The organism is Afifella marina DSM 2698 (assembly GCF_900102695.1).
Lineage (GTDB): Bacteria > Pseudomonadota > Alphaproteobacteria > Rhizobiales > Afifellaceae > Afifella > Afifella marina.
In genome coordinates this window covers 310,272-334,478 of record NZ_FMVW01000004.1, presented here as the reverse complement: position 1 = coordinate 334,478, position 24,207 = coordinate 310,272, and the positions used below count along the sequence as shown (strand labels likewise).

Sequence of the window (24,207 nt, the reverse complement as noted above, 5' to 3'; positions counted from 1 at the left end):
CGTGGCGGTTCTTTTCGGCGTTTGGAAGCAGGCTGAGAACTTGAGAAGGGGACCATGAGCACGAAGGCGCGGTATGGTTGAGAGGAGGTAAAGACCCTCGCAGCCCATGGTTAATATCGCGTTTCCTTAAGTGCGATTGACGCTCTCGGGATCCCCCTCAGGTCGCCATCATCCGCGCGGCTTCCAAAACGTCATTCACATGGCCCGGGACTTTCACCTTGCGCCAGACGCGGGCGATGACACCGTCGCGATCGATCAGAAAGGTGGAGCGTTCGACGCCCATATAGCGGCGACCGTACATGGATTTTTCCGCCCACACGCCATAGGCCTCGCACACCTTCGTATCCTCATCGGCGACGAGAGTGACGGAGAGATCGTGCTTCGTCTTGAACTTGTCGTGGCTCGCCGCGCTATCGGGTGAAATTCCCACCACGGAAATGCCGGCGGAGCGGAAGGCTTCTATTTCGGAGCTGAAGGAGATCGCCTCTTTGGTGCAACCGGGCGTGTTGTCCTTGGGGTAAAAATAGAGAACCACCGGCTCTCCGCGATGCGCGGCGAGCGAGAATTCGCCACCGCCATCGGTTGGAAGAGTGAAGTCCGGGGCCGGGTCGCCGATGTCGGGGGCCTTCGCCATCTCGTCATCCTTTCGACGTGTTTGGAAATCAGGTGAACTCTAGGGTGCGATTTCGTGCCTACGCTCGCCAAGTTGTCTATCGTTGGCAGCCATCTTGGGAAGAGCGAGACTCGATTCGGAAGAAAATGCTGTCGCAGAAACCCAAGTCAACGACCGAGAAGCCAGGGAAGAACGCCCCACGAGTGACACGTCGTGCCATGCGTCGGATCCTTCGTGCCGCTTTTCTATCATTGCTTGTGGTCGTCGCTCTGCTGGTCTTGGTCTCGGGCAGCCTCGTTTACAGCGTGAGCGGAGAGGGCTTCGGCCCGAACTGGATGCGAGACCGCCTGGAGGCGAGCCTCCAGGAGCGTGTTCCGCCCGGGGCCCATGTCGAGCTTGGCAGCATCCGTGCTTATTGGGAATCGGGCAGTGGCCTCGTGCTGGAGGCCGGAGACGTCGATTTCAGCTTCGGCCCGGCCTTGCACATCAAGGCCAAGACAATGGCCGTTTCCTCATCGCTGCGTGACTGGCGCGAGACCTGGATCAAGCCGCGTCATGTGCGAATTTCGCAGGTGGAAGTCTCCCTGCAATTGCCGGAAAGCGCGACCGAGGCGCAGCCGCGGGCCGAATTGATCCGCCAGTTCGCACGTTCTTTCGCGGAAGGCGTCGTGGAAGCCGACGTCACTCTCCGTGAACTCGGATTTGAGGATTTCGAGGTCGAGAACATCAAGCTCGAATTGCCGCGTTCCGATCTGCCTCCTTTGAGCGGCCAGATTTCCGACTTCACCTGGCAGCCGCTGGGAGAGGCGCGCAGCAAGCTATGGCTTCAGGCTTCCGCGGCCGGTGCATTCTGGTCACTGACCGTGGAACGCACGCGCGAGAGCGGCGCCGACATCGTGGAACTCAATCTCGATGACCTGCCGCTGGCGACGATCGTGCCGACACTGGCGAACCCGGAGACGCTGCAAAGCTACGCCGGTCGCCTGCAGCTTCATGCCCGTTTTCAGGCGGGGGTGGATGATGTGCAGCTTTTGGGTGAGATCGGGCTGACGCCGGGGCTTGTCACCGTCGACGATTCCAGTTCCTTCTATCTGAACGACGCGCGCTTTGCCTTTACGCTGCCTCCCAAAGGCGACGAGATACTCTTCAAGCGGGCGTATGTGGCGAGTTCTGCCGGCCTGTTCGGGCTGGCTGTGGCGCTCGATCTCAACCAAGTCGATGAGCCGGTGGAGGTGCGTGCGCAAATGCCCTCCGGCGTGGTTTTCGCCCCAGGCGGGGTGCGGGAACAGGTGCGCGGCGAATTCGACGTCACATTCGATCCCGCCCGCGGCAGCGTCTCGATTGACCGGTTCTCGGTCGCCAATCCTGCTGGCAACATCAGTGTCGTCGGCGGCTGGCATCCCGACGGCGCCTCGCCGGGCCTTGCGCTCGCCGTATCCATCAGCGAGATGCCGAGCTCGCTCTTCGTGGCGTTATGGCCCGGATTTCTGGCGCCCGGCGTGCTCCATTGGCTTGAGGACAATCTCAAAGAGGGCGTTGTCGGACCGGTCGAGTTGCAGGTTGCCCTGCCACCGGATCATATCGGTCCCGAGGGCAAGGATAAGGTTCTACCGAAATACGGCTTGTCCGGCGACGTGCCGTTCCGCTCAGGGCGTTTCACGCCCGCTCCCGATCTGCCGGACTTCGTCAATGCGAAAGGCTCTGTCAGGCTCGCCGACGCGACGGCGACGATCGCTTTGGATTCGGCCGACGTCGCGGTGCCGAACTATCCGGCGCTCTCGGCCGGAGGGTCATTGCTCGTTATTCCCGACCTCGGAGGCAAGGACGCCGTCGGCGACCTCACCCTGCGCCTCGTCGGTTCGGCGCCGGCGCTTGCCGCGCTTTCCAATACCGGTCCGCTGGACGTGGCGGCGTCGAAGGGCATTTCGCCCGACGATTTATCGGGCGAGGCGGAGCTTTCGCTCGTTGCGGCGGTGCCTTTGAAGAAAGAGGCGTCACTTCTCTCGGTGGAGCCGAAGTTCGAACTCGTCTTGCGCGGTTTTTCGAGCAAGGCGGCGATAGAAGGCCACTCTGTCGCGGATGCTGACCTGACGTTGAGTGGTGTCCCGGACGCCTACCGGGTCGCGGGCAAGGCGCGCCTCGACGGGATCGAGGCGAATATCGACATGACGGGGGGGGAGGCCGGCGAGTCCGATACCGATGTCGCTCTCACTCTCGACAAGGCGGCGCGAGACCGCCTCGGCATCGATCTGGATGATTATCTTTCCGGACCCGTGATCGCGTCGATTTCCGCCGAAGATGACGGAACGCAGCTCATCCATCTCGATCTGACGAAAGCGCGTGTGCGGCTGCCTCCGATTTCGTGGGAAAAGGGCGCGGGCGTTGCTACGAGTGCTGAGTTCCGGGTGAAGACGAGCGCCTCTGGCCGCGATGTCGAGGGGCTTTCGCTGAAAGGCGAGGGCTTTCACGCGTCCGGTTCACTGAAGCTGACCTCGGACGGAAAGCTCGACAGTCTCGACCTGCACGATGTGGCCCTGCGGCCGGGTGATGATTTCGCGTTGAAGGCAAACGTTTCGGGCGGCAACGCGCGCATCAGCGTGAGCGGGGCTCAGCTCGACGCGCGTGGTCTCATCCGTTCGCTGAAAAGCAGTAAGAAGGGCGCAGGCGCCGGCATGATGCCGTTACGTATCGACGTCGCGCTCGATCGGGTGAAGGGCGAAAACGATGTCACGGCTTACGGCATAAAGGGCTCTGCGCAGATCTCAGGCGGTCGGCTCCACGGGCTGAACCTTTCAGGTGTGCTTGGGGATGCCGCCGGTGGCGCCTTCAATTGGCGCATCACCGAGAACGCGAGACTGCGCGAGCAGGTGCTGGACGCTGCTGATGGCGGGGCGGTTCTGGGCTTTGTCGATCTCTATTCACGTGTTCGCGAAGGTCTCCTGACCCTCGTCCTGCGCGGGCCGCCGGGCGGCGACAGCGCCTCCGGAGAAGCCTGGCTGCGGGACTTCCGCGTCGTGGAGGAGGCCGCACTCGCCGAAGCCGTCCGGCCAGCGACGCGCAAGCGCGATCAACCGGGGTCGCAGCGAGCGCGCGAGCAGATCACCGAGGAGGTCGACACGTCCAATATGACTTTCACCAAGCTGCGCATCCCGTTCCGCATGGATAAGGGCGTCATCGCGATCGATGAGGCCTATCTGCGCGGGCCGATGCTCGGAGCGACGGCAAGCGGGACGATCAACCTCACCGATGAGAAGATCGCCCTGAGCGGCACGTTCATCCCGGCCTTCGGTATCAACAATATGGCGGGTACGATTCCGATCTTCGGTCAGATCCTCGGCGGTGGTCAGAACGAGGGTCTGGTCGGCGTGACCTTCAAGCTCTTCGGCAATCTCGGCAATCCATCTCTCAAGATGAATCTGATGTCGGCGATCGCACCGGGCATCTTTCGCAAGATCTTCGAGTACCGCTGAGGCCGCAGAGCTGCGGCCTCTAGAATGTGTAACGCCGTGACGGCAGGCCTGCGGCTTAAGCCGCTCCGCCCATCCGCAAAAGAGCGTGTTTCTTGCGACCGCTCGAAAGTTTCACGGCACCATCTTCCGAGAGGTCGGAAAGGCCGATCAGGGCACGCTCATCGCTGACTGGCGTATCGTTGACCTTGATACCCCCGCCGCGGATGAGACGCCGCACTTCGCCGTTGGACGTGGCGAGGCCCGCACGCACGAATGCGGAAAGCACGCCAATGCCGGCTTCGAACTCACTGCGATCCACGTCGATGCTGGGCAAAGCCTCTCCGGTTTCACCGGCTTCGAAGGTGCGCCGCGCGGTCTCTTCGGCGTGCTTTGCCGCATCGCGACCATGAAGGAGGGCCGTGGCTTCCGTGGCAAGAATCTTCTTAGCCTCGTTGATCTCCTCGCCTTGCAGGGCCGCCAGGCGCTCAATCTCGTCGAGGGGCAGGATGGTGTAGAGCTTCAGGAAACGTCCGACATCGGCGTCTGCGGCGTTGCGCCAGAACTGCCAGTACTCGTAGGCCGACAGCATGTCGGGGTTGAGCCAGACGGCGCCCTCGGCGGTCTTTCCCATCTTGGCGCCCGTCGCGGTCGTCAGAAGCGGGGTGGTGAGGGCAAACATTTCCACCTGCTCCATGCGGCGTCCAAGATCGACACCGGAAACGATATTGCCCCATTGGTCGGAGCCGCCCATCTGCAGGCGTGCACCATAACGGCGGTGAAGCTCGACGTAATCGTAGGCCTGCAGCACCATGTAGTTGAACTCCAGCAGGGAGAGGTGCTGCTCGCGCTCCAGCCTGAGACGCACCGAATCGCGCTGAATCATCTGGTTGACCGAGAAATGCCGGCCGACATCGCGCAGAACGTCGATGTAGTTGAGTTTCAGAAGCCAGTCGGCATTGTCCGGCATGATAGCGTCGTTGCCGCTTTCGCCGAAATGCAGAAGCGGATCGAAGGCGCGTCGGATGCCCTGCTTGTTGGCCTCGATCTCGGCGTCGGAGAGGATTTTGCGGCTTTCATCGCGCCCGGACGGATCGCCGATCCGCGTCGTGCCTCCGCCCATCAGCGCGATCGGCCGATGTCCTGTCTGCTGCAACCAGTAAAGCATCATGATCTGCACGAGGCTGCCTGCATGGAGGCTCCGGGCCGTGCAGTCGAAGCCGATATACGCGCTCACCATCTCCTTCGACAAAAGGTTATCGAGCCCTTCCGGGTCGGAGATTTGATGGATGAAGCCCCGTGCCTGGAGCGTGTTGAGGAAATCGGATCGAAACGTGGTCATGGGTTCGTTAGTTGCAGGAATGATATGGGGTGCTCCCTTAGCACCTGAAATCACGGAGCGCGAAGGGCGTGACAAAATTTCGTAGCACTTTGGGCGTGATCAGCGGCACCTCGATGGACGGGGTCGACGTCGCGTTGCTTGAAAGCGACGGCGAAACCGTCGGCGAGATCGGCCCCGCCGCGACTTATCCTCTCGATGATGCGCATCGGGCGCTGTTGAGGCGCGCGATGGCGGCCGCAAAGGGTGGCGCTGTGCGAGGCGAGCCGATCCTCGAGGAGGCGGAGGCCGCCGTCACCAAAGCGCATGAGGGTGCCCTTCGTCGCTTTGTGAGCGATCATGCATTGCGGCTTGAAAACATCACCGGCGTCGGGTTTCACGGACAGACCGTCTTTCATGCGCCTGAACGCGGCCTCACTCTCCAACTTGGAGACGGTCAGACGCTTGCCGATTCGCTTGGGATCCCGGTCGCCTGGGATTTTCGGACAGCAGATGTGGCGGCAGGCGGTGAGGGCGCGCCGCTCGTTCCAGTCTATCATCGTGCGCTCGCCAAACGCATGGGCCGCGGATTGCCGATCGCCTTCGTCAACATCGGCGGCGTCGCCAACGTGACCTATGTCGGCGAGGGCGACACATTGATTGCGCTCGACACGGGGCCGGGCAATGCCCTGATCGACGATCTCTTGTCCTCGCGCCGAGGCCTGGCGTTTGATGCCGGCGGTGAAATCACGATGCGTGGGCGCCCCGATGTCTCCCGGGTCGAGAGGTGGCTCGCGCACCCCTTCTTCGCGCGGCCGGTACCCAAATCGCTCGACAGAGACGCCTTTGAAGCGGCCGATGTGACCGGTCTCGACGACAACGATGCCGCCGCCACGCTTGCCGCCTTCACCGCTTCCGCGTTGAATCGAGGTTTCCAGCTTCTGCCGCAACTACCTGAACTTGTTATCGTTTGCGGTGGAGGTCGGCTGAATCGGGGCTTGATGAAGTTGCTTTCGACGGAACTCGCCCCGGCGGAGGTCGTCGCGGCGGAGCATCTGGGTTTCGACGGAGATGCGATCGAGGCGCAGGCTTTCGCCTATCTTGCGCTCAGGGTGGCGGAAGGGCTGCCGCTCACATTCCCCGGGACGACGGGCGCTCCGCGACCCTTGCCCGGAGGCCGCTGGAGCCGCCCCAACCGCAACAATTAACCTCGAATCAAGCCTTTCGGATCAAGGTCAAGTTCCGAAGAAGGTATCGGGTCCGAGTTCATGCGTAAAATAGCGGCCTCCTTCGCGGATATGTTCCGAGGCAAGGCGACAAAAGACGGCCGATCGGCCGCAGCACCACAGTCCCTCGAAGAAACATCAGTCCGCGAAACCGCGCCCGCAACGACGCCTCAGGTGATCGAAGCCGGCCGCGAGGCAATCAGAAAGGCTTCCCCGGCCAAGGAGAAGAAGGTCAAAGCCGCAAAACGGCAGAAGACCGTCGCTCGCGCCCCCTACAGTCGGCGGGGCTCGATTGCGGGTGACCAGACGATCGCGGTCTTCGTCACCTTTGTCGGGCTGATCACGGCGGCACTGACCGCTGGCGTTGTGTATTTTTCTGCCGACGAGCTCTATTCGAAATATGTGCGATCGGAGGCGGTCGAGCGCGCGACCTTTGCCGCGGGCCGTCTTCAGGAGACGGGTCTGCAGGACAAAGAGGGTAGCTTCTCTGCTGAAGAGAATGTCGCCCTGAAGACGATTCTGGCGATGCCGGATGTCTTCCGCATCGAGGTGTTCAACCGGGCGGGGGATCGCGTCCGCGAGTTGAGTGATGCGGCGGGCGGCACAGAGATTGCTCCCATTGGTCGCGATGAAGCGCGTGCGTTCGTCGAGACCGGGAAGGGAGCGCTAAGCTGGCAGGACCGCCATGCAGAGGGATCTGCCGGACCGTCCTATTACAGCCGCACCCTGGTGCCGATCGAGGATGCCGACGGAAATTCCGAGGGTGCGATCGCAGTCTATCTCGATCACAGTGCCGATGAGGCGGGATTCTGGCAGTGGCTGACAGGAATTCTCGGGACGATCCTGGTGCTGGCGCTCGTCGCCTTCACGATCCCGGCTGTCAGCCTGCTGCTTCGCACGCGTCAGAAGCGCGAGGTCTATGAGGAGCTCACCTATGTGAGCGGCCACGACACGCTGACGGGTCTCAGCAATCGCGACGAATTTCTGAGGACGCTGGAGGTCGAAATCCGGCGTCAAAGCGAGGAAGGTCATCATCTCGCTCTGCACTACATCGACATCGATCGCTTCAAGGAAATCAACGATACGCATGGCCATGCTGCCGGTGATGAATTCCTGAAGCAGGTGGCCGAGCGACTGCGGGATGTCGTAGAGAAGCCCCAATACCTCGCGCGGCTGGGTGGCGACGAGTTCGCTATCATTCAGCTCGAGGCCGGCGGGACCAAATACGCGGAGATCCACGCGAGACGGATCGGATCCGCTCTCAATGGCGTCTACAAGGTCGGCGACGGTGAGAACAACGAAGTCGTCGCGAGCGCGTCGATCGGGATCGCAGTCTCTCCAGAGCATGGCGAGAACGCCAATGAGCTCCTGAAAAATGCCGACCTCGCCTTGAACAAGGTGAAGGCGGGCGGACGCAACGACATTTCCGTTTTCACCACGGAGCTGACCACCTCGATGCAGGGGCGTCTGGAAATGCAGGCGATCCTCCGCAAGGCTTTCCGAGAGAAGTGGTTCGTCCTCTATTTCCAACCACAGTACGATCTGGTGACCCGGCGCCTCACGGGCTTTGAGGCGCTCCTGCGGCTGAAACATCCCGAGCGCGGCGTCGTCTCACCCACGGAGTTCATTCCGGTTGCGGAAGAGACCGGCCTCATCGAGCCGATCGGCGAGTGGATTTTGAAGGAATCATGCCGTGCGGCAAGCCTTTGGCCGGAGCATTTGACTCTGGCCGTGAACCTGTCACCTGCGCAGTTCAAGAAAGGCAACTTGCCCCGTTTGATCGCCAAGACATTGAAACAGACGGGGCTCAAGGCGGACCGGCTCGAAGTGGAGATCACCGAAGGTCTGCTTTTGGAGACGTCCAATCGCGTGCTGTCGCAGCTTCGTGAGATCAAGAAGATGGGGGCCGCCCTCATCATGGACGATTTCGGCACCGGCTATTCCAGCCTGAGCTATCTCTGGCGGTTCTCCTTCGACGGCATCAAGATCGACCGCTCTTTCGTGCACGGTGTGGGCGTCGGCGGGCAGGTGGAGAAACTTTTGCGTTCCATCATCAGGCTCGGCATCTCGCTCGACCTGAAGGTGACCGCCGAGGGTGTGGAAAGCGCCCAGCAGGCCCATTTCCTCGTCGCCAATGACTGCCGCAACGTCCAAGGCTTCCTGTTCGGCTGGCCGGTTCCGAAGGATGAAGTCGCAACGGTAATCGCCAAGGACATTCGCGTGGGGACACGTGCCGCTCAAAAACGCCACGACGCGACCAAGCTCGAGGCGCAAGCGCCGGGCGATGAGGCATCAAGCGAACAAGCGCCCGAGGAGAGGGGGCGGAAGAGACGGAATGCGGCCTGAAGTCAGGCTGAATGCGGTTGTCCCGTCAGCCGGTAGGCCCAGCTGACGGCAGACATCATGCCAGGCGATAAACCCGGCTGATCTCGCTCAGAAGTCCGAGACGTATGAGCTCGCCCAAAGCTTCCGAACGCTCCGGAATGCCCCGTGCGGAGCGCCAGCCTTCGGCCGCGGCAAGTTGCTCATCAGTCAATGTCACGACAACTTTGTGAACGGCGCCAGAAGCTTCGGACGCCAACTTCTCGCTCGTAGCCCAGCAGGATTTCTTGGGCGACATAACCCATTTCCCTTATTTGGGAGGCCGACGGGGGCAGGCCCGTACACGCCGCCCGTTGCTTATAGGGCGCAAGGTAGGCCCAACCAAAAGACGGGGGTATCTCGGATATTCCGCTACGTAGAAATTGCGTATGTCCGCGCGCCTGTCGCGGAGCCGTCACAGGCGCCTCAGCGCATCATCCGGATCAGATCGGCAAGCCCCCGGGCTTCGAGTTTTTCTCGAATGCGGGCGCGATGAATCTCCACGGTGCGTTGGCTGATGCCGAGCTCGACTGCAATATGCTTGTTGGTCATGCCGAGGACGAGGTGGTCGAGCACCTCGCGTTCTCGTCCCGTGAGACGCGCCAGCCGCTCCGAGACGATGTGAGGCGGGAGTTTCGAAGACGGGCGGTTCGCCAGTTGGTCGGATGAAGCACGGATCGCGCCGAGCAACTGCTCTTCCGAGCCGGGCTTTTCGATAAAATCGACAGCCCCGTTCTTCATGGCTTCGACCGCAAGCGGGACGTCACCATGGCCAGTCAGGATCACGACCGGGATGCTGATGCCGCGTTCCGCCATGATCTTCTGAAGTTCCATGCCGTCGAGACCGGGCATCCGCAGATCGATGAAAGCGCACAGGCCCTTGTCGGCATCGACAGCTTCCAGAAAGCTCTCGGCCGAGGGAAAGCCCTCGGTTTCAAATCCGTGCGCGGAGAGAAGGGCGCCGAGCGAATGACGGACAGATGTCTCGTCATCGACGATGTAGATGACTTTGCCGCGGGCGGCTTCACGCATCGTCTGGATCCGTAATTCTCAGGGTGAAGACGAAAGTCGCGCCTGTGTCATTCTCCTGCATCGAGATCCGTCCCCCATGCGCTTCGACGATGGAGCGGCAGAGTGACAGGCCAAGGCCCATGCCGCTGGTGGTCGAGTTGTGAAACGGTTCGAAGAGGGTGTCTTCCATGTCTTGCGGGACGCCTGTTCCAGTATCGTGGATGGTGATCTCTACCAGCGGCGAGGCATTGCGGATCGATAACGTCAAGCGCCTGACCTGGCTACCAGCCATCGCCGTGATGCTGTTGCGTGCGAGGTTCAGGATGACCTGAACGATCTGTACCGGGTCGGCGGAGATCGGAGGGATGTCGTCGGCGAACTCAAAGACGATCTCGGGGCTGGGTTCGTTGCTCGCGGCAAGGGCAAGTTCGACGCCTTGCCGGACAACGGCTTGCAGATCGACCTGCTCCAGCGTGATCTCTCGCTGGCCGATGAAGTTGCGCAGGCGGCGGACGAGGTCAGCAGCGCGGGCGGATTCGCTCACGGCGCTCTCCATGAGCCCGGCTATATTGGGGGGCACAACGATCCCGTGGTTGCGCATTTCTTGTCGGGACGCGTTCACATAATTGCTGACGGCCGACAGGGGCTGATTGAGCTCGTGCGCAAGGGCTGAGGCCAGTTCACCCAACGAACGATCCTGGGCGGCGTCCATCAGCACCAGCCTGAGCCGCGCCTCCTCGGCCTCCGCCCGGCGCATCGCCGCCGTTGCAGCGCGCTCGCGATCCAGACTGTTGACGGCGAAAAGCGCGCGCCGCGTGATGCGGAGGATTTCGCCGTCGGTTTCCGTAAAGGGCTTGCTATGCCCACGCCGCTCTTCAAGCCACAGAGCGAAGGAGCCACGGGGCGATAAGCGGGTGGAGCCATCTTCCTTCCGGATCTCGATCTTCTCCGGCTTGCCCGCCCATCGGATCGTCTCGCCGAACGCTTCACGGAAGAGTATGAGCCAATCGGATCGGTCCTCGGAAAGCTCCATCATCGCAGCGCCGGCGATGTCGTTTCCTAGAACCTCGACGCCGACAAGCTCTTGCAGATGATCAGAGGTGGCAATTCCGCTCGACATGCGTGCAGCGAGCGGGGCGTAGTCGATATCGCCAGCAGGAACCTTTCCGATCGCCAAGACCTCATCGGCAAGCTTCAGCAGCATGCCCTGCGCACTCAACTGATTGAGAAGGTCGTCTGCATGCGCCTCGATGGTCTCCCGTAAGGGCTGGCCGCTTCTTGCCTCGCGCTCGATCGCATAAGCTGTCTTTTCGGCCCGGATGCTGGCGCGGAGTTGGCTCGTGTTCTCCAGGCTATGCAGCAGGGCCGAAATGGTCCCGCCGATCAGCTCGCAGGCTCTCAATCGGCTCCAGGAGAGCTCGAGCGGGCTGTAATGGTGGCAGGCGACGAGGCCCCACAGCTTGTTCTCGGAGATGAGTGAGATCGAGACGCTGCCCGCCACACCCATATTGTTGAGATATTCGATATGAACCGGCGCGACAGCACGGAGCTTCGAATAGGTGAGGTCGAGAGGGGCTTGTGAACCGGCATCCGCTACGACGCCGCTGCGCGTCATGATGGGGACAGGTTTCGCGTTGATGTCCGCGATCACGCGGATGACATTGCGGGCGAAATGACGCCGAGCCGGATCGGGTATGTCGGATGCGGGATAGTGCAGGCCGAGAAAGCTGTCGGGCCGCACGGTGCTCTCCGCAATGACCTCGCCGTGCTGATCGGCGGCAAAGCGGTAGATCATCACGCGATCGAACCCCGTCGCCTCGCGCAGGATCTGTGCACCCACTTGCGCGAGGTCTTCAAGCGTATCGGGGATGATCAGTTCGGAGATCACCCGCTGCCGCAGGACTTCGTCATCCCAGACGCTGCCTGACCGACTTTCCGGCTCGACGAATTCCAGAACCAACCAGTCGCCGAACCGGTGCGGAAGGCACTCGAGTTCGATGGGCTCGCCGTCGTCTGAGCGAATCTGCAGGAGGGTAGGTCTGAGGAGATCGGGCACTGTCGGTGCGAGGCGTCGCGCGAGAAGTGTTGCACAGCCATCCGCGCCAAGCAGCTCCGCTAGCGGCAGCCCCAACAGCGAGGTGTAGTCTCTCCCAAAATAAACGCGGGTGTTGGTGCTGGCATATTCGATCGTCAACGAGCCGGCATCGACCGCGATGAGGCAGCCGATCGGCTGGATCGCGCCGATCATGTGAATTGGCTCTGTGTCGCAGGCGCTGAGATCAACCGGACTGTTCAGCAAGCGGCCATATCCTTCGAAACGGTTTGCCCTCCGATCGCCCGCAGCCGGCGACCAAGCGACGCATCAAGACGCCGAAAGTGCGCGGGCGAAGCCTCAACGGCAACCCCGCGAAGGACAAAAGTGCGACAGTGGGGCGCATAGTACAAACGGAGGGCCAAAGTTCGATCGTTCCGAATGTGCGCTTCTGCCACGATTCAGAGCCTTTGTAGCCATACGTTGCATCTGAAACGCACCGTCCATTGCGGTAGCCGGTGCCCCGGAGAAGAAAGTCTGTCCCGCGTCGGCGACGTGGCTGTGTTGCATGTCGGCACTGGACAAACCCTCCATAAAGGGAAACGCTCTGAACAACATGCGTCTTGTCAACCTGCGCCGGACAAGGCTTTTATCCAAATCGTCGCAAGCTGCCGCACAGCCGGCTGGCATACCGTTCTCGATCGTCGAACTCAGATGGCTTTGTATCCTCACAATCGTCTGTCGCCACTTTTGCGGATGGATCCTGTCGCGGTCGCGTCATTGATTTCGGCGGTTGCGGATCTCGCTGTGGTTGTGGGTGAAGACGGTATTGTGAGCGACATTTCGCACAATCTAGATTCCGTCTCCGGAAACGAAGTCGTGCAATGGCGCGGCCGGCCGATCGAAGATCTCGTGACGGCGAGCAGCCGTACGAGATTGCGCAAGCTGATTAACTCGGCCCGGCAAGGTCGCGAGGCCGAACGCGTGGACATCAGCCATCCGCTCGAAGGGGGAGGGGATCTGCCCTTCCGATACTCCGCACTGCGCATCGACGGCACCAACCAAGTCGTTCTCATCGGCCGCGACCTGCGTCTCGTCGTCGAGCTGCAGTCGCGTCTTCTTGCCCACGCCCGATCCATCGAGCAGCATGCCCGCAGCCTGCGGCAGGCCGAAGCGCATTATCGGCTGCTGTTTGAGACGGTCTCTGAGGCGATCATCGTCATCGATGCGGATAACGGAAAGGTGCGCGAAGCCAATACGCAGGCTGCGATGCTCTTGGGCCTGCCCGGTAAGGCTCTCAGTGGGCGGAAGTTCACGGCTCTCTTTCGCAGCAGGCAAAGGCCCGACGTCGAAGCCATGCTGCAGGCCGTTGGCGAGGCGGGAGAGCCATTGACGGTCGAGGTCGAGGCGGAGGGACGGGTTTCGCTCTCCGCGGAAGCCTTCCGTGCCGGCGACCTCCAACTGGTGATGGTGCAGATTGCTCCGGTCAAGGAGGCGACAGCGCCGGAATCCGATCTCGTCGCGCTCGTGCGCAATGCGCCGGAAGCCGTCATCCTTGCCAATGAGGATGGCAAGATCGTCTGGGTGAACGAGACGTTCCTCACTCTTGCGGGAGTTCCGTTTGCCGCCAACGCGGCCGGCCATCATCTCGACGAGTTTCTCTCGTGGAGCGGCCTCACGCAGGACGTGCTCCTGCAAAACGTACGGCGCCACGGACGATTGCAAAATCTCTCCGGCGTCATTGGTGGCCGCGACGGAGAGGCGGTGGCCGTGCGCTTTTCCGCGCTGACTTTGCCGGAAGGGACCACCCCCGGCTATGGCTTCGTCATGCGGCCGCTCACTCCGGGTGAGACGCAGACGGGGGTCGAATCGAGCGATCTGGTCAGGGCGGTCGAGAATCTCGTCGAGATGATCGGCTACACGCCGATGAAGGATCTCGTCCGCGACACGACCGATGTGATCGAGAAGATGTGCATCGAGGCGGCTCTGAACCTGACGGGCAACAACCGCACGGTCGCCGCACGTGTTCTCGGGCTAAGCCGTCAGACCCTTTATCTTAAGATGAACCGCTTTGGCCTCGTCGGCCCCGATGATGAGGCCGGCGAGGACTGATAGTCCGGGGGCTCGTTGCGGTCAGCTCAAGCCTCGACCTCGGCCAGCCGCTTTTCCAGATAGTCGCTGCAATTGCCGATGAGCTCGTCGACCTGGCCCTCGAAAAAGTGGTTCGCGCCTTTGACGATCTGCTGATCGATGACGATGCCCTTTTGCGATTTCAGCTTGTCGACCAGTGTTTGGACGGCCTCCGGCGGCGCCACGCGATCGTTCTCGCCGTGGATGATCAGCCCCGAAGACGGGCAGGGCGCGAGGAACGAGAAGTCGTAGATGTTCGGTTGCGGGGCGATGGACATGAAGCCTTCAGCTTCCGGCCGCCGCATCAAGAGCTGCATGCCGATCCAGGCTCCGAAAGAGAAGCCGGCGATCCACACGCCTCGCGCATCGGGATGCAGCGTCTGCACCCAATCGAGGGCGGCTGCCGCATCCGACAATTCACCGACGCCGTGATCAAAGAAGCCTTGACTGCGTCCCACCCCGCGGAAATTGAAGCGCAGAGCGGTGAAGCCGCGCTCCTGGAACATATAGAAAAGGCGATAGACGATCTGGTTGTTCATCGTCCCGCCGAATCGCGGATGCGGATGCAGCACGATGCCGATCGGGGCAGTCTTCGTCTTTCCCGGCTGATAACGGCCTTCGAGACGACCGTCGGGGCCGGGGAAAATCACTTCAGGCATGGTTCACAGGACTCTCAACTCGCTGGGTCAGGAAACTTGCATCTTAGGCGGAGGTTTTGTTGACTCCGCCCGAACCCCTCCCTAAAACTTAGTTTGGAATGGTTCAAAAGAAATGCATTCGTCCCCGCTCGTGGCAGGGGCGCATCTAAACACTATGTGTTCGTTCGGTTGCAAGAACAAAGCAGCCGTCCGGCCAGGAGCCATGATGAGTCGGGCTAGAACCTATCTGGACGCAAATGCCACCGAGCCGCTTCGCCCGCAGGCGCGAGAGGCAATGCTCGCGGCCCTCGAGCATCCCGGCAACGCGTCGTCGGTGCACGCTGAAGGGCGGTGGGCGCGCGATCTGATCGAAGGCGCACGCGACGCCGTTGCCGCCCTTGTGGGAGCGAGAGCCGCAAACGTCGTCTTCACCAGCGGCGCGACCGAAGCAGCCAATTGGGCATTGACCCCAATGGCGCCGGACGAGCGGCTTTATGTCAGCGCGGTTGAACATCCGTGCGTCCTTGCCGCCGGCATGTTCGCTCCGGACAGGACGACTTCCGTGCCGGTGCGTGACGATGGCGTTCTCGATCTCGAAGCGTTGCGCGCACGGCTCGAAGCAGGTGGTGATGAAGGGCGCCCGGTTCTAGCCTTGATGGCCGTCAACAACGAAACCGGGGTGGTGCAGCCCGTCGCCGAAGCGGCGGCAATGGTTCATGAGTTCGGCGGGCGGGTGATCTGCGATGCCGTTCAGGCGGCCGGCCGCATGCCGCTTTCTCTCGAAGAGCTTGGCGCCGACATTTTGTTTCTCTCTTCGCATAAGCTTGGAGGCCCGCAGGGCGCCGGCGCCTTGGTGGTGCAAAGCGACGATGGTTTCCCGAAGAATCTGCTGAAGGGCGGGGGTCAGGAGAAGCGCCGCCGCGCTGGCACGGAAAACCTCGCCGCCATCGCTGGTTTCGGCGTTGCAGTGCAAGAGGTGCGCCACCATGTGTCGCACATGGAAAGGCTGCAGGAGCTGCGCCAACGGCTTGAGCAGGGTCTGCGCAAAATTGAGGCGCGCACTTTGATCGCCGGCGAAGCGGCTGAGCGGGTCGCCAACACGGTCTTGTTCGCAACGCCGGGCATGGCCGCGGAAACGCTGGTGATCGCATTCGATCTGGAGGGTGTGAGCGTCTCCTCCGGATCTGCCTGTTCATCGGGCAAAGTCGGCGACAGTCACGTGCTGCGCGCCATGAATTTTGCTGCTCCAAGCGCTATCAGGGTTAGTCTTCCTTGGAACGCGGACGAGCAGGATATCGATCGTTTTCTTGACGTGTGGCAGACCATCCATCATCGGATGAATCTCGGCCGGGCGGCTTGAACCAATAAAGGGAGAACTGAATGCCAGCCGTTCAGGAGACCATTGAGCAAGTTAAGCAGATCGACGTCGACAAGTATAAGTACGGCTTCGAAACGCTGATTGAATCCGATCGGGCGCCGAAGGGGCTCGATGAGAGCACTGTGCGTTTCATTTCTGCCAAGAAGGGCGAGCCGGAATGGATGACCGAATGGCGTCTTGAGGCTTACCGGCGCTGGCTGACGATGAAGGAGCCTTCCTGGGCGCGGGTGAAGTATCCCAAGATCGATTACCAGGATCTCTATTATTACTCGGCTCCGAAATCGATGAGCGGTCCGAACTCGCTCGATGAGGTCGACCCGGAGATTCTGGCGACCTACGAGAAACTCGGCATTCCGTTGAAGGAGCAGGAGATTCTGGCCGGTGTCCGCAAGGCGGACGAGCCCTCCTCACTCGACGAGGATTCAGGCACGCCGCCGAGTGGCAGCGGCGGTCGGCAGGTTGCGGTCGATGCGGTTTTCGATTCCGTTTCCGTCGCCACGACTTTCAAGAAAGAGCTCGCCAAGGCCGGCGTCATCTTCATGCCGATCTCGGAGGCGATCCGCGAATATCCGGATCTCGTCAGAAAATATCTCGGCTCGGTCGTGCCGGTCACCGATAATTTCTTCGCGACCCTGAACTCGGCGGTTTTCTCCGACGGATCCTTCGTCTACGTGCCGAAGGGCGTGCGCTGCCCGATGGAACTGTCGACCTATTTCCGCATCAACGAGCGCAATACGGGTCAGTTCGAGCGCACGTTGATTATCGCCGACGAGGGAGCCTACGTTTCCTATCTCGAAGGCTGCACGGCGCCGATGCGCGATGAGAACCAGCTCCACGCGGCTGTCGTCGAACTCGTCGCCCTCGACGATGCCGAGATCAAATATTCCACGGTCCAGAACTGGTATCCGGGCGACAAGGACGGCAAGGGCGGCGTCTACAACTTCGTGACGAAGCGCGGCGATTGCCGGGGCAAGAATTCCAAGATCTCCTGGACCCAGGTTGAGACCGGTTCGGCGATCACCTGGAAGTACCCGTCCTGCATTCTGCGCGGCGACAATTCGGAAGGCGAATTCTATTCGATCGCCATTTCCAATGGTCACCAGCAGATCGATTCCGGCACGAAGATGATCCATCTCGGCAAGAACACGAAGAGCCGAATCATTTCCAAGGGCATCTCGGCGGGCAACTCCAACAACACCTATCGCGGGCTCGTTTCGGCGCACCGCAAGGCTTCGGGGGCCCGGAACTTCACGCAGTGCGATTCGCTTCTGATCGGCGAGAACTGCGGCGCTCACACCGTCCCCTATATCGAATCCAAGAACGCCGGGGCGATCTTCGAGCACGAAGCGACCACGTCGAAGATCTCCGACGACCAGATGTTCTACTGCCAGCAGCGTGGCATGAGCGAGGAAGAAGCGGTGGCCCTGATCGTCAACGGCTTCGCTCGTGAGGTCATCCAGAAGCTGCCGATGGAATTCATGGCCGAGACGCAGCGCCTGATCGGCATCTCGCTGGAAGGCAGCGTCGGCTGATCGCGCGCGGCTCTTTGGGAGCCGAGTTATCAAGATATATCAGGGCCCTAGCCCTGAAGGCTGAATCAATTCAGGAACAAACGCATGCTTGAGATCAACGACCTGCACGCCAAGGTGGCGGAAGACGACAAGGAAATCCTGCGTGGCCTCTCTTTGAAAGTCGGCGCGGGCGAGGTGCATGCCATCATGGGCCCGAACGGGTCTGGCAAGTCGACCCTCTCCTATATCCTGGCCGGCAAGGAGGATTACGAGGTCACGGGCGGATCCGTCACCTTCAAGGGGGAGGACCTTTTGGCGATGGAGCCCGATGAGCGGGCCGCCGCCGGCGTCTTCCTCGCCTTCCAGTATCCGATCGAAATCCCCGGCGTCGGCACGATGACCTTCTTGAAGACGGCGATGAACGCGCAACGCAAGGCGCGCGGCGAACCGGAACTGACGACACCGGAATTCATGCGCCGCGTGAAGGAAACCGCGGGGGAGCTCAACGTCACGCCGGAGATGCTGAAGCGCCCGCTCAATGTCGGGTTTTCGGGCGGTGAGAAGAAGCGCAACGAGATCCTGCAGATGGCGCTTCTCGAGCCGTCGCTCTGCCTGATGGATGAGACGGATTCCGGTCTCGACATCGATGCGCTCCGTGTCGTTGCCGATGGGGTCAATAAGCTGCGCTCTCCCGATCGCGCGATTGTCGTCATCACCCACTATCAGCGCCTGCTCGAATACATCGTGCCGGATTATGTGCATGTTCTCTCGCGTGGCCGTATCGTGACGTCCGGCGGGCGCGAGCTGGCGCTCGAGCTGGAGGCAAAGGGTTACGCCGATTACGTGGAGGCCGCGTGATGGCCGAGCCCGAACGCACGCGCACAAAAGCCGAGGAGGCGCTGGCACAGCATTTTGCTGAGCTTTCCGGCGACGACCCGATACGCGACATGCGTACCACGGCTTTCGATGCCTTCATCGAGAAAGGCTTACCGAACCGCCGCGTCGAAGACTGGAAATATACCGACCTGCGGCGGTTGATGACGGACGCGCCGGCGCCTGCGGAGCCCGTCAATCCGGAGCGCGCGCGTGATCTGGTCGATCAGGCGGATATTTTTGCCGATATCGACCGCGCCCGCATCGTCTTCGTGAACGGCTATTTCGTGCCGCCGCTCTCCGATTTGAGCGGCGTCGAAGATGCGCTCGATTTTGCGTCTCTCGGCCGTTTTCTGAACGGCGGTGGCGCTCTCTTGGAGCGGAGCGAGCAGGTCGATCCAGGCGAAGCGCCGGTCTATGCTCTCAACAGCGCCTTCGTGCGCGACGGCGCCGTGATCCGCATTCGCGAAGGCGCAAAGCTGACGAAGCCGCTTGAGATCTGCACCGTCTTTGCCGGAAATGGGCCGGGGCTGCAGACACTCCGTCACCAGGTGACTGTGGGCGACGGAGCCGAAGCCGTCATCCTGCAAAGCTATGTCGGTCCCGACGGTGTCGGCTACCACACCAACGTCGTCTCAGACATTCGCATCGGCAAGGGCGCGAAGGTGAAATGGGTGAAGGCTCAGGAGGAGGGCGATCAGGCGCTCCATCTCGGCCTCCTTCTGCCACGCGTTGAAGCCGACGCCGTGTTCGATCCGTTCTTCTTCGCAGCCGGCAGTGCGGTCGCCCGTTCCGAGATCCGAATGATCTTTGACGGCGAGGGGGCCACGTCCGGCATTCGCGGTGCGACCATCGCAAGAGGCCGTCAGCATCTCGACACCACCCTGATCGTCGATCACGCGGTGCCGGAATGCGTGAGCCAGGAGTTCTTCAAGGCGGCGATCGACGACGAGGCGCGCGGCGTTTTCCAGGGGCGCATCAATGTCTGGCCGCACGCGCAGAAGACCGAAGGCAAGATGATGAGCCAGGCTCTGCTCTTGTCGGAGAACGCGGAGTTCTCCAACAAGCCGGAGCTCGAAATCTTCGCCGATGACGTGGTGTGCGGTCACGGGGCAACCTGCGGTCAGATCGACGAAGAAATGCTGTTCTTCATGCGCTCTCGCGGCGTTCCGGCCGACGAGGCAGAACGTCTGCTGGTGCATGCATTCCTCGCCGAGGCGATTGAGGAAATCGCGCACGACGACGTCGTCGCGGCACTCGAGGCGCGCACGCGCCGCTGGCTGTCGCTCGGAGGCGAGGTCCGCTGACGCAAGCTGCCGCAACCTGCGGCAGCGATTTTGAGAATAGGCGCTTCGGCGCAAGAGGACGGGGCTGATGCTGACAAAGAACGCCACCTACGACGTGGAGGCCGTGCGAGCCGATTTTCCGGCGCTTGCGTTGGAGGTTTATGGCAAACCCCTCGTCTATCTCGATAACGGCGCCTCGGCTCAGAAACCGCAGGCGATGATCGATGCCGTTTCGCGTGCCTACGCGCAGACCTATTCCAACGTTCACCGCGGCCTGCATTTCCTCTCGAACGCGGCGACTGAGGCCTACGAGGATGCTCGAGAGACCGTGCGAGGCTTTCTCAATGCCGCCTCGGTAGACGAGGTGATTTTCACGCGCTCCTCGACAGAGGCGATCAACCTGGTCGCGGCATCTTATGGGAGCATGGCGATCGGAGAGGGCGACGAGATCGTCCTTTCCATCCTCGAGCACCATTCGAACATCGTGCCGTGGAACTATCATCGCGAACGCGCCGGTGCGGTGATCCGCTGGGCGCCGATCCGCGAGGACGATTCGTTCGATCTGGAAGCCTTCGAGCGGCTTCTCAACGATCGCACCAAAATGGTTGCCGTGACTCATCTTTCCAACGTCACGGGAACGGTCGTGCCGATTCGGGAGATCTGCCGGCTTGCCCATGAGCGTGGCATCCCCGTTCTCGTCGATGGCAGCCAGGCCGCCGTGCACCTGCCGATCGACGTTCAGGACCTCGGCTGCGATTTCTATGTCTTCACCGGCCACAAGACCTATGGACCGACCGGCATCGGTGTCCTTTGGGCAAAGCGGGAATGGCTGGAGAAAATGCCGCCGTTTCTGGGCGGTGGAGAGATGATCAAGGATGTGACGCAGGACGGCGTCACCTATGCGGAACCGCCGCACAAATTCGAGGCCGGGACACCGCCGATCGTTCAGGCGATCGGGCTGGGCTCTTCGCTTAAGTACATGAAGGAGCTCGGTCGGGAAAAAATCGCGGCCCACGAGCACGAGCTTAAGGAGTATGCGCACGAACGGTTGGGCGAAATCAATTCGCTCACGATCTATGGGCATGCTCCGGATAAAAGCGCCATCATCTCTTTCAATCTGGAAGGCACCCACCCGCACGATGTCTCGATGATTATTGACAGGGAAGGGGTCGCGGTGCGCGCGGGCACGCATTGCGCGCAGCCGCTTCTCACCCATTATGGGACGACCGCCACGTGCCGTGCGTCTTTCGGCCTCTATAATACGAAAGCAGAAGTCGATAAATTGGCAGAAGCCCTGATGAAGGCGCAGACCTTCTTCGCGTGAGGATAAGAGCGATGGACGAGACCACGCACAAGGACGAAACCAACGCCGCGGCGGCGCCCGATCCGCACGCGGACGAGGCGCCGAATTCCCCGGATATCGACGTTTCGGCTATGCCGCCTGAAGAGGTTGAGCGCCTGAGCCAGGATATCGTGGCGGCCCTCAAAACCGTCTATGACCCGGAAATCCCGGCAGATATCTATGAGCTCGGCTTAATCTATAAGGTCGATATCGACGATTCGCGCCATGTGAACATCGATATGACTCTCACGGCGCCGGGCTGCCCAGTGGCCGGCGAAATGCCGATCTGGGTGGAGAACGCAGTGGCCTCCGTTCAGGGCGTTTCCGGCGCGACGGCGACGATGGTCTTCGATCCGCCCTGGACACCGGAACGAATGTCGGATGAGGCAAAGGTCGCGATCGGTTGGTGGTAGGGCCGAAAGCCGCTTGACGCGGGGGGCTCCGCAGTCTCGTGCACCGGCTTTTGCAAGACGCACCGCGGGACTGGAAACGACGAACCTCAGTGACTAGGTTGAACCTATGGCTTTTCCCGGATTTCAAGTTCTGAGCCTCACCGACGCCGCAACCGCGCGTGTCCGTGAGATTGTGGCAAACGCCGAAGCGCCGGCCGCGGGCATCCGGGTCGGCATCAAGAAGGGCGGCTGCGCCGGTATGGAATATACGATCGATCTCGCGCGCGAGGCCGATCCTTCCGATGACAAAGTCGACCTGGGAGAGGGCGTCGCTGTTTTCGTCGATCCCTCCGCAACCTTGTTCCTGCTCGGCACGGAAATGGACTTTGAGGTGACGAAGCTGCGAACGGGCTTTGTGTTTCGAAATCCCAATCAAACCTCGGCCTGCGGTTGCGGCGAATCGGTGGAATTGCAGGCTGCAGATCCCGGCAGCTTCCAGTCCGCGCGTGCGTGAGCGAGCTGCCTGACCTCAAACAAAAAACGCCGGCCCAAGGGCCGGCGTTTTTTATTGGAAATAAGGCGGAGATAGGATGCGATAGACGCGCCCGCCTCGCGGGCCGCGTCCGCGTCAGCTGTTTCCGACGCGAACCGGCTGCAGAAGGAAGGCCGGCACGTGATCGCCGAAGCCGACGGGCTCCTCGTCGCGCTGCCTCTGCTGTTTGCCTTTTGACCGCCCGCTCTGCTGCGGCTTGTCATTGCGCTGCGGCCGCGACTCCGACCGGGCGCTCGCCTTGCCATGCTCGGATTTTCCATGCTCGGCCTTGCCATGGTCCGATTTGGTCTGGCCAGATCTGGCTTCGGCGGGTGCGGGACTCTCGCTTGCAGCAACTTCAGCCGCATCCGTCTTGGACGCAGGCTTTCCGCTCCGCGAACGCTCCCGGCTGCCGCTCTTTCCGCGCCGCGACGACGAGCGCCGCGGACGCTCATCTTCCTCGTCGGCCTCCGGTTCGGCGGCTTCAAAGTCGGGAAGGGGCGGGATTTCGCGATGAATGAGCTTTTCGATCGCAGTAACGTATTTCTTCTCTTCCGCCGTCATCAGCGTGAAGGAGCGACCCGTGCGCCCAGCCCGGCCCGTCCGGCCGATTCGGTGCACATAATCTTCCGCATGCGTCGGCACGTCGAAATTGAAGATGTGACTGACCGCCGGGATATCGAGGCCGCGAGCCGCGACGTCCGAGGCGACCAGAAGGCTGATGCGATTTTCACGGAATGATTCCAGCGTCGCAAGCCGCGCATGCTGGTCCATATCACCGTGCAACGCCCCAGCCGAATAGCCGTGCCGCCTGAGCGAGCGCTCGAGCGTCGCAACATCACGCTTGCGATTGCAGAAGATGATCGCGTTGGTGAGATCTTTTTCGCGATCGATCAAAGCCCGCAAAGCGACACGCTTCTCGTGCGGTTTGCGACCCGTGACGACGGTGTGTTGGCTGACGTTTTCCGCCGTGCTGGACGGTCGGGAAACTTCCACCCGCTCCGGATTGGTCATGAACTTCGCCGCGAGCGTGGCGATTTCCTTCGGCATCGTTGCCGAGAAAAGAAGCGTCTGCGGTTTGCGCGTCGCCGTGATCAGGCTGACGATCCGCTCGATGTCTGGGATAAAGCCCATGTCGAGCATACGGTCCGCCTCGTCGATAACGAGGACTTCGACACCCGTCAGAAGCAGCCGGCCGCGCTCGAAATGGTCGAGCAGGCGCCCTGGTGTCGCGATCAGAACGTCGGCACCCCGCGTCAGCTTCTTGTCCTGCTCGTCGAATGAGATGCCGCCGATGAGAAGCGCCACGGTGAGTTTGTGGTTGGCGCCGTAGCCGGAGAAATTGTCTTCCACCTGGGCCGCGAGCTCCCGCGTCGGCTCAAGGATGAGCGTCCGCGGCATGCGTGCGCGAGCGCGACCGCGCTCCAGAAGCGTGAGCATCGGAAGAGTGAAGGATGCCGTCTTGCCCGTGCCCGTCTGGGCGAGGCCGAGGACGTCGCGTCCTGCAAGCACATGCGGGATCGCCGCCGCCTGAATGGGCGTCGGTTCGGTGTAGCCAACCGCGTGAACGGCCTGCAAAACCTTGTCGCTTAAACCTAGATTATCAAAGCTCATGGGAAATTTCGCGCCCGGCGGAAAACTTCTCGACGTCGGGCTTGTTTACACGAGCCGCACCATAGGTGCCATGCGACATGTGTCAAGCAAACGGTTGAGCTAGCGCACTTTCGTCCTCTGCGCATTTTCTATGAGGCTCCGTCGGCGGGCGTGTGGCGAGAGCCCATCCCGATGAAACGCTCCCAAATTAGGTGTCGAATTTGCCTCTCTTTTGAAAGGCCCGCGGAGCCTTTTGTCTTAATACGTCTTCGCTTTAGAACTTCGTCCTAACAAAAAGTGCAAGAGCGTACCGAATAAACATTGTAGGACCATCGTTATTCTAGAAATAGGCTTCGACAAAATTCCGATCGATTTCTGCCACAATGTGGCGGGAAAAGGGTGCATTAACTTATCGTTCACAGTTTGCCGCCGCACATTAACGTTCGTTAACAATAATCAGCTGGTTTGAAACCCTGTCACTGTTGCGTTTCGGCGACAGACAGCTCCCTCGCGGTTTGCTAAATG

18 protein-coding genes are annotated in these 24,207 nt (G+C 61.2%); 11 read left to right on the top strand and 7 right to left on the bottom strand.

The genetic code is table 11. The features are described from left to right. Window positions 1–157 precede the first annotated feature (157 nt). A complete protein-coding gene (bcp, locus tag BLP76_RS11285) occupies window positions 158–634 on the bottom strand; it encodes a thioredoxin-dependent thiol peroxidase (protein ID WP_092812729.1) in 477 nt (158 codons plus the stop codon). A gap of 197 nt (window positions 635–831) precedes the next feature. Between bcp and BLP76_RS11280 the strand changes: the two genes are divergently transcribed. Continuing rightward, on the top strand, window positions 832–4,083 hold the full coding sequence (locus BLP76_RS11280; protein WP_170130426.1) for a YhdP family protein: 3,252 nt from the start codon (window positions 832–834) through the stop codon (window positions 4,081–4,083). A gap of 55 nt (window positions 4,084–4,138) precedes the next feature. On the opposite strand, the gene tyrS is transcribed toward BLP76_RS11280, so the two are convergent. Then, window positions 4,139–5,401 (bottom strand): tyrosine--tRNA ligase, encoded by a 1,263-nt coding sequence (gene tyrS, locus BLP76_RS11275; RefSeq protein WP_092812723.1) that lies wholly within the window; start codon window positions 5,399–5,401, stop codon window positions 4,139–4,141. 68 nt (window positions 5,402–5,469) lie between these two features. Between tyrS and BLP76_RS11270 the strand changes: the two genes are divergently transcribed. Further along, window positions 5,470–6,585: an anhydro-N-acetylmuramic acid kinase gene (locus tag BLP76_RS11270; protein WP_280139934.1), complete on the top strand. Its 1,116-nt coding sequence runs from the start codon at window positions 5,470–5,472 to the stop codon at window positions 6,583–6,585. Window positions 6,586–6,777: 192 nt separating this feature from the next. Next, window positions 6,778–8,949: a putative bifunctional diguanylate cyclase/phosphodiesterase gene (locus tag BLP76_RS11265; protein WP_170130427.1), complete on the top strand. Its 2,172-nt coding sequence runs from the start codon at window positions 6,778–6,780 to the stop codon at window positions 8,947–8,949. A 55-nt stretch (window positions 8,950–9,004) separates the two neighbouring features. Here BLP76_RS11265 and BLP76_RS18800 read toward each other — a convergent pair whose 3' ends face one another. The 3 genes from BLP76_RS18800 to BLP76_RS11250 form a co-directional block, all read right to left on the bottom strand. Then, window positions 9,005–9,145 (bottom strand): hypothetical protein, encoded by a 141-nt coding sequence (locus BLP76_RS18800; RefSeq protein WP_170130428.1) that lies wholly within the window; start codon window positions 9,143–9,145, stop codon window positions 9,005–9,007. A 245-nt stretch (window positions 9,146–9,390) separates the two neighbouring features. Then, window positions 9,391–9,996, bottom strand: coding sequence for a response regulator transcription factor (locus BLP76_RS11255; RefSeq protein ID WP_092812713.1), 606 nt, complete (start codon window positions 9,994–9,996; stop codon window positions 9,391–9,393). Beyond that, window positions 9,989–12,274, bottom strand: coding sequence for an ATP-binding protein (locus BLP76_RS11250; RefSeq protein WP_274605695.1), 2,286 nt, complete (start codon window positions 12,272–12,274; stop codon window positions 9,989–9,991). The genes BLP76_RS11255 and BLP76_RS11250 overlap by 8 nt, the downstream gene beginning before the upstream one ends. Window positions 12,275–12,721: 447 nt before the next feature. On the opposite strand from BLP76_RS11250, the gene ppsR reads away from it, so the two are divergent. Continuing rightward, window positions 12,722–14,119, top strand: coding sequence for a transcriptional regulator PpsR (gene ppsR, locus BLP76_RS11245; protein ID WP_170130429.1), 1,398 nt, complete (start codon window positions 12,722–12,724; stop codon window positions 14,117–14,119). A gap of 26 nt (window positions 14,120–14,145) precedes the next feature. Here the strand turns inward: ppsR and BLP76_RS11240 are convergent, their stop codons facing one another. Next, window positions 14,146–14,796, bottom strand: coding sequence for an alpha/beta hydrolase (locus BLP76_RS11240; protein WP_092812704.1), 651 nt, complete (start codon window positions 14,794–14,796; stop codon window positions 14,146–14,148). Window positions 14,797–15,001: 205 nt separating this feature from the next. On the opposite strand from BLP76_RS11240, the gene BLP76_RS11235 reads away from it, so the two are divergent. The 7 genes from BLP76_RS11235 (at window position 15,002) to sufA (ending at window position 22,071) form a co-directional block, all read left to right on the top strand. After that, window positions 15,002–16,135: a cysteine desulfurase family protein gene (locus BLP76_RS11235; protein WP_092812822.1), complete on the top strand. Its 1,134-nt coding sequence runs from the start codon at window positions 15,002–15,004 to the stop codon at window positions 16,133–16,135. Between the two features lie 20 nt (window positions 16,136–16,155). Further along, complete coding sequence (sufB, locus tag BLP76_RS11230) at window positions 16,156–17,685, top strand: Fe-S cluster assembly protein SufB (protein WP_092812701.1); 1,530 nt, start codon at window positions 16,156–16,158, stop codon at window positions 17,683–17,685. Window positions 17,686–17,769: 84 nt separating this feature from the next. Further along, window positions 17,770–18,522: a Fe-S cluster assembly ATPase SufC gene (gene sufC / locus BLP76_RS11225; RefSeq protein WP_092812698.1), complete on the top strand. Its 753-nt coding sequence runs from the start codon at window positions 17,770–17,772 to the stop codon at window positions 18,520–18,522. Further along, complete coding sequence (gene sufD / locus BLP76_RS11220) at window positions 18,522–19,844, top strand: Fe-S cluster assembly protein SufD (RefSeq protein ID WP_092812694.1); 1,323 nt, start codon at window positions 18,522–18,524, stop codon at window positions 19,842–19,844. The genes sufC and sufD overlap by 1 nt, the downstream gene beginning before the upstream one ends. Window positions 19,845–19,911: 67 nt before the next feature. Then, a complete protein-coding gene (locus BLP76_RS11215; RefSeq protein WP_092812691.1) occupies window positions 19,912–21,147 on the top strand; it encodes a cysteine desulfurase in 1,236 nt (411 codons plus the stop codon). 110 nt (window positions 21,148–21,257) lie between these two features. Beyond that, complete coding sequence (locus tag BLP76_RS11210) at window positions 21,258–21,578, top strand: SUF system Fe-S cluster assembly protein (protein ID WP_244514555.1); 321 nt, start codon at window positions 21,258–21,260, stop codon at window positions 21,576–21,578. Between the two features lie 106 nt (window positions 21,579–21,684). Then, a complete protein-coding gene (gene sufA / locus BLP76_RS11205) occupies window positions 21,685–22,071 on the top strand; it encodes a Fe-S cluster assembly scaffold SufA (RefSeq protein ID WP_092812685.1) in 387 nt (128 codons plus the stop codon). Between the two features lie 114 nt (window positions 22,072–22,185). Here the strand turns inward: sufA and BLP76_RS11200 are convergent, their stop codons facing one another. Continuing rightward, window positions 22,186–23,703, bottom strand: a complete 1,518-nt coding sequence (locus tag BLP76_RS11200) for a DEAD/DEAH box helicase (protein WP_092812682.1) — start codon at window positions 23,701–23,703, stop codon at window positions 22,186–22,188. Window positions 23,704–24,207 lie beyond the last annotated feature (504 nt).

Coding starts and splice junctions, on each gene's coding strand:
- bcp (WP_092812729.1), bottom strand. CDS start 634: ATGGCGAAGGCCCCCGACATCGGCGACCCGGCCCCGGACTTCACTCTT.
- BLP76_RS11280 (WP_170130426.1), top strand. CDS start 832: ATGCGTCGGATCCTTCGTGCCGCTTTTCTATCATTGCTTGTGGTCGTC.
- tyrS (WP_092812723.1), bottom strand. CDS start 5,401: ATGACCACGTTTCGATCCGATTTCCTCAACACGCTCCAGGCACGGGGC.
- BLP76_RS11255 (WP_092812713.1), bottom strand. CDS start 9,996: ATGCGTGAAGCCGCCCGCGGCAAAGTCATCTACATCGTCGATGACGAG.
- ppsR (WP_170130429.1), top strand. CDS start 12,722: ATGGCTTTGTATCCTCACAATCGTCTGTCGCCACTTTTGCGGATGGAT.
- BLP76_RS11240 (WP_092812704.1), bottom strand. CDS start 14,796: ATGCCTGAAGTGATTTTCCCCGGCCCCGACGGTCGTCTCGAAGGCCGT.
- BLP76_RS11235 (WP_092812822.1), top strand. CDS start 15,002: ATGAGTCGGGCTAGAACCTATCTGGACGCAAATGCCACCGAGCCGCTT.
- sufB (WP_092812701.1), top strand. CDS start 16,156: ATGCCAGCCGTTCAGGAGACCATTGAGCAAGTTAAGCAGATCGACGTC.
- sufC (WP_092812698.1), top strand. CDS start 17,770: ATGCTTGAGATCAACGACCTGCACGCCAAGGTGGCGGAAGACGACAAG.
- sufD (WP_092812694.1), top strand. CDS start 18,522: ATGGCCGAGCCCGAACGCACGCGCACAAAAGCCGAGGAGGCGCTGGCA.
- BLP76_RS11215 (WP_092812691.1), top strand. CDS start 19,912: ATGCTGACAAAGAACGCCACCTACGACGTGGAGGCCGTGCGAGCCGAT.
- BLP76_RS11210 (WP_244514555.1), top strand. CDS start 21,258: ATGCCGCCTGAAGAGGTTGAGCGCCTGAGCCAGGATATCGTGGCGGCC.
- sufA (WP_092812685.1), top strand. CDS start 21,685: ATGGCTTTTCCCGGATTTCAAGTTCTGAGCCTCACCGACGCCGCAACC.
- BLP76_RS11200 (WP_092812682.1), bottom strand. CDS start 23,703: ATGAGCTTTGATAATCTAGGTTTAAGCGACAAGGTTTTGCAGGCCGTT.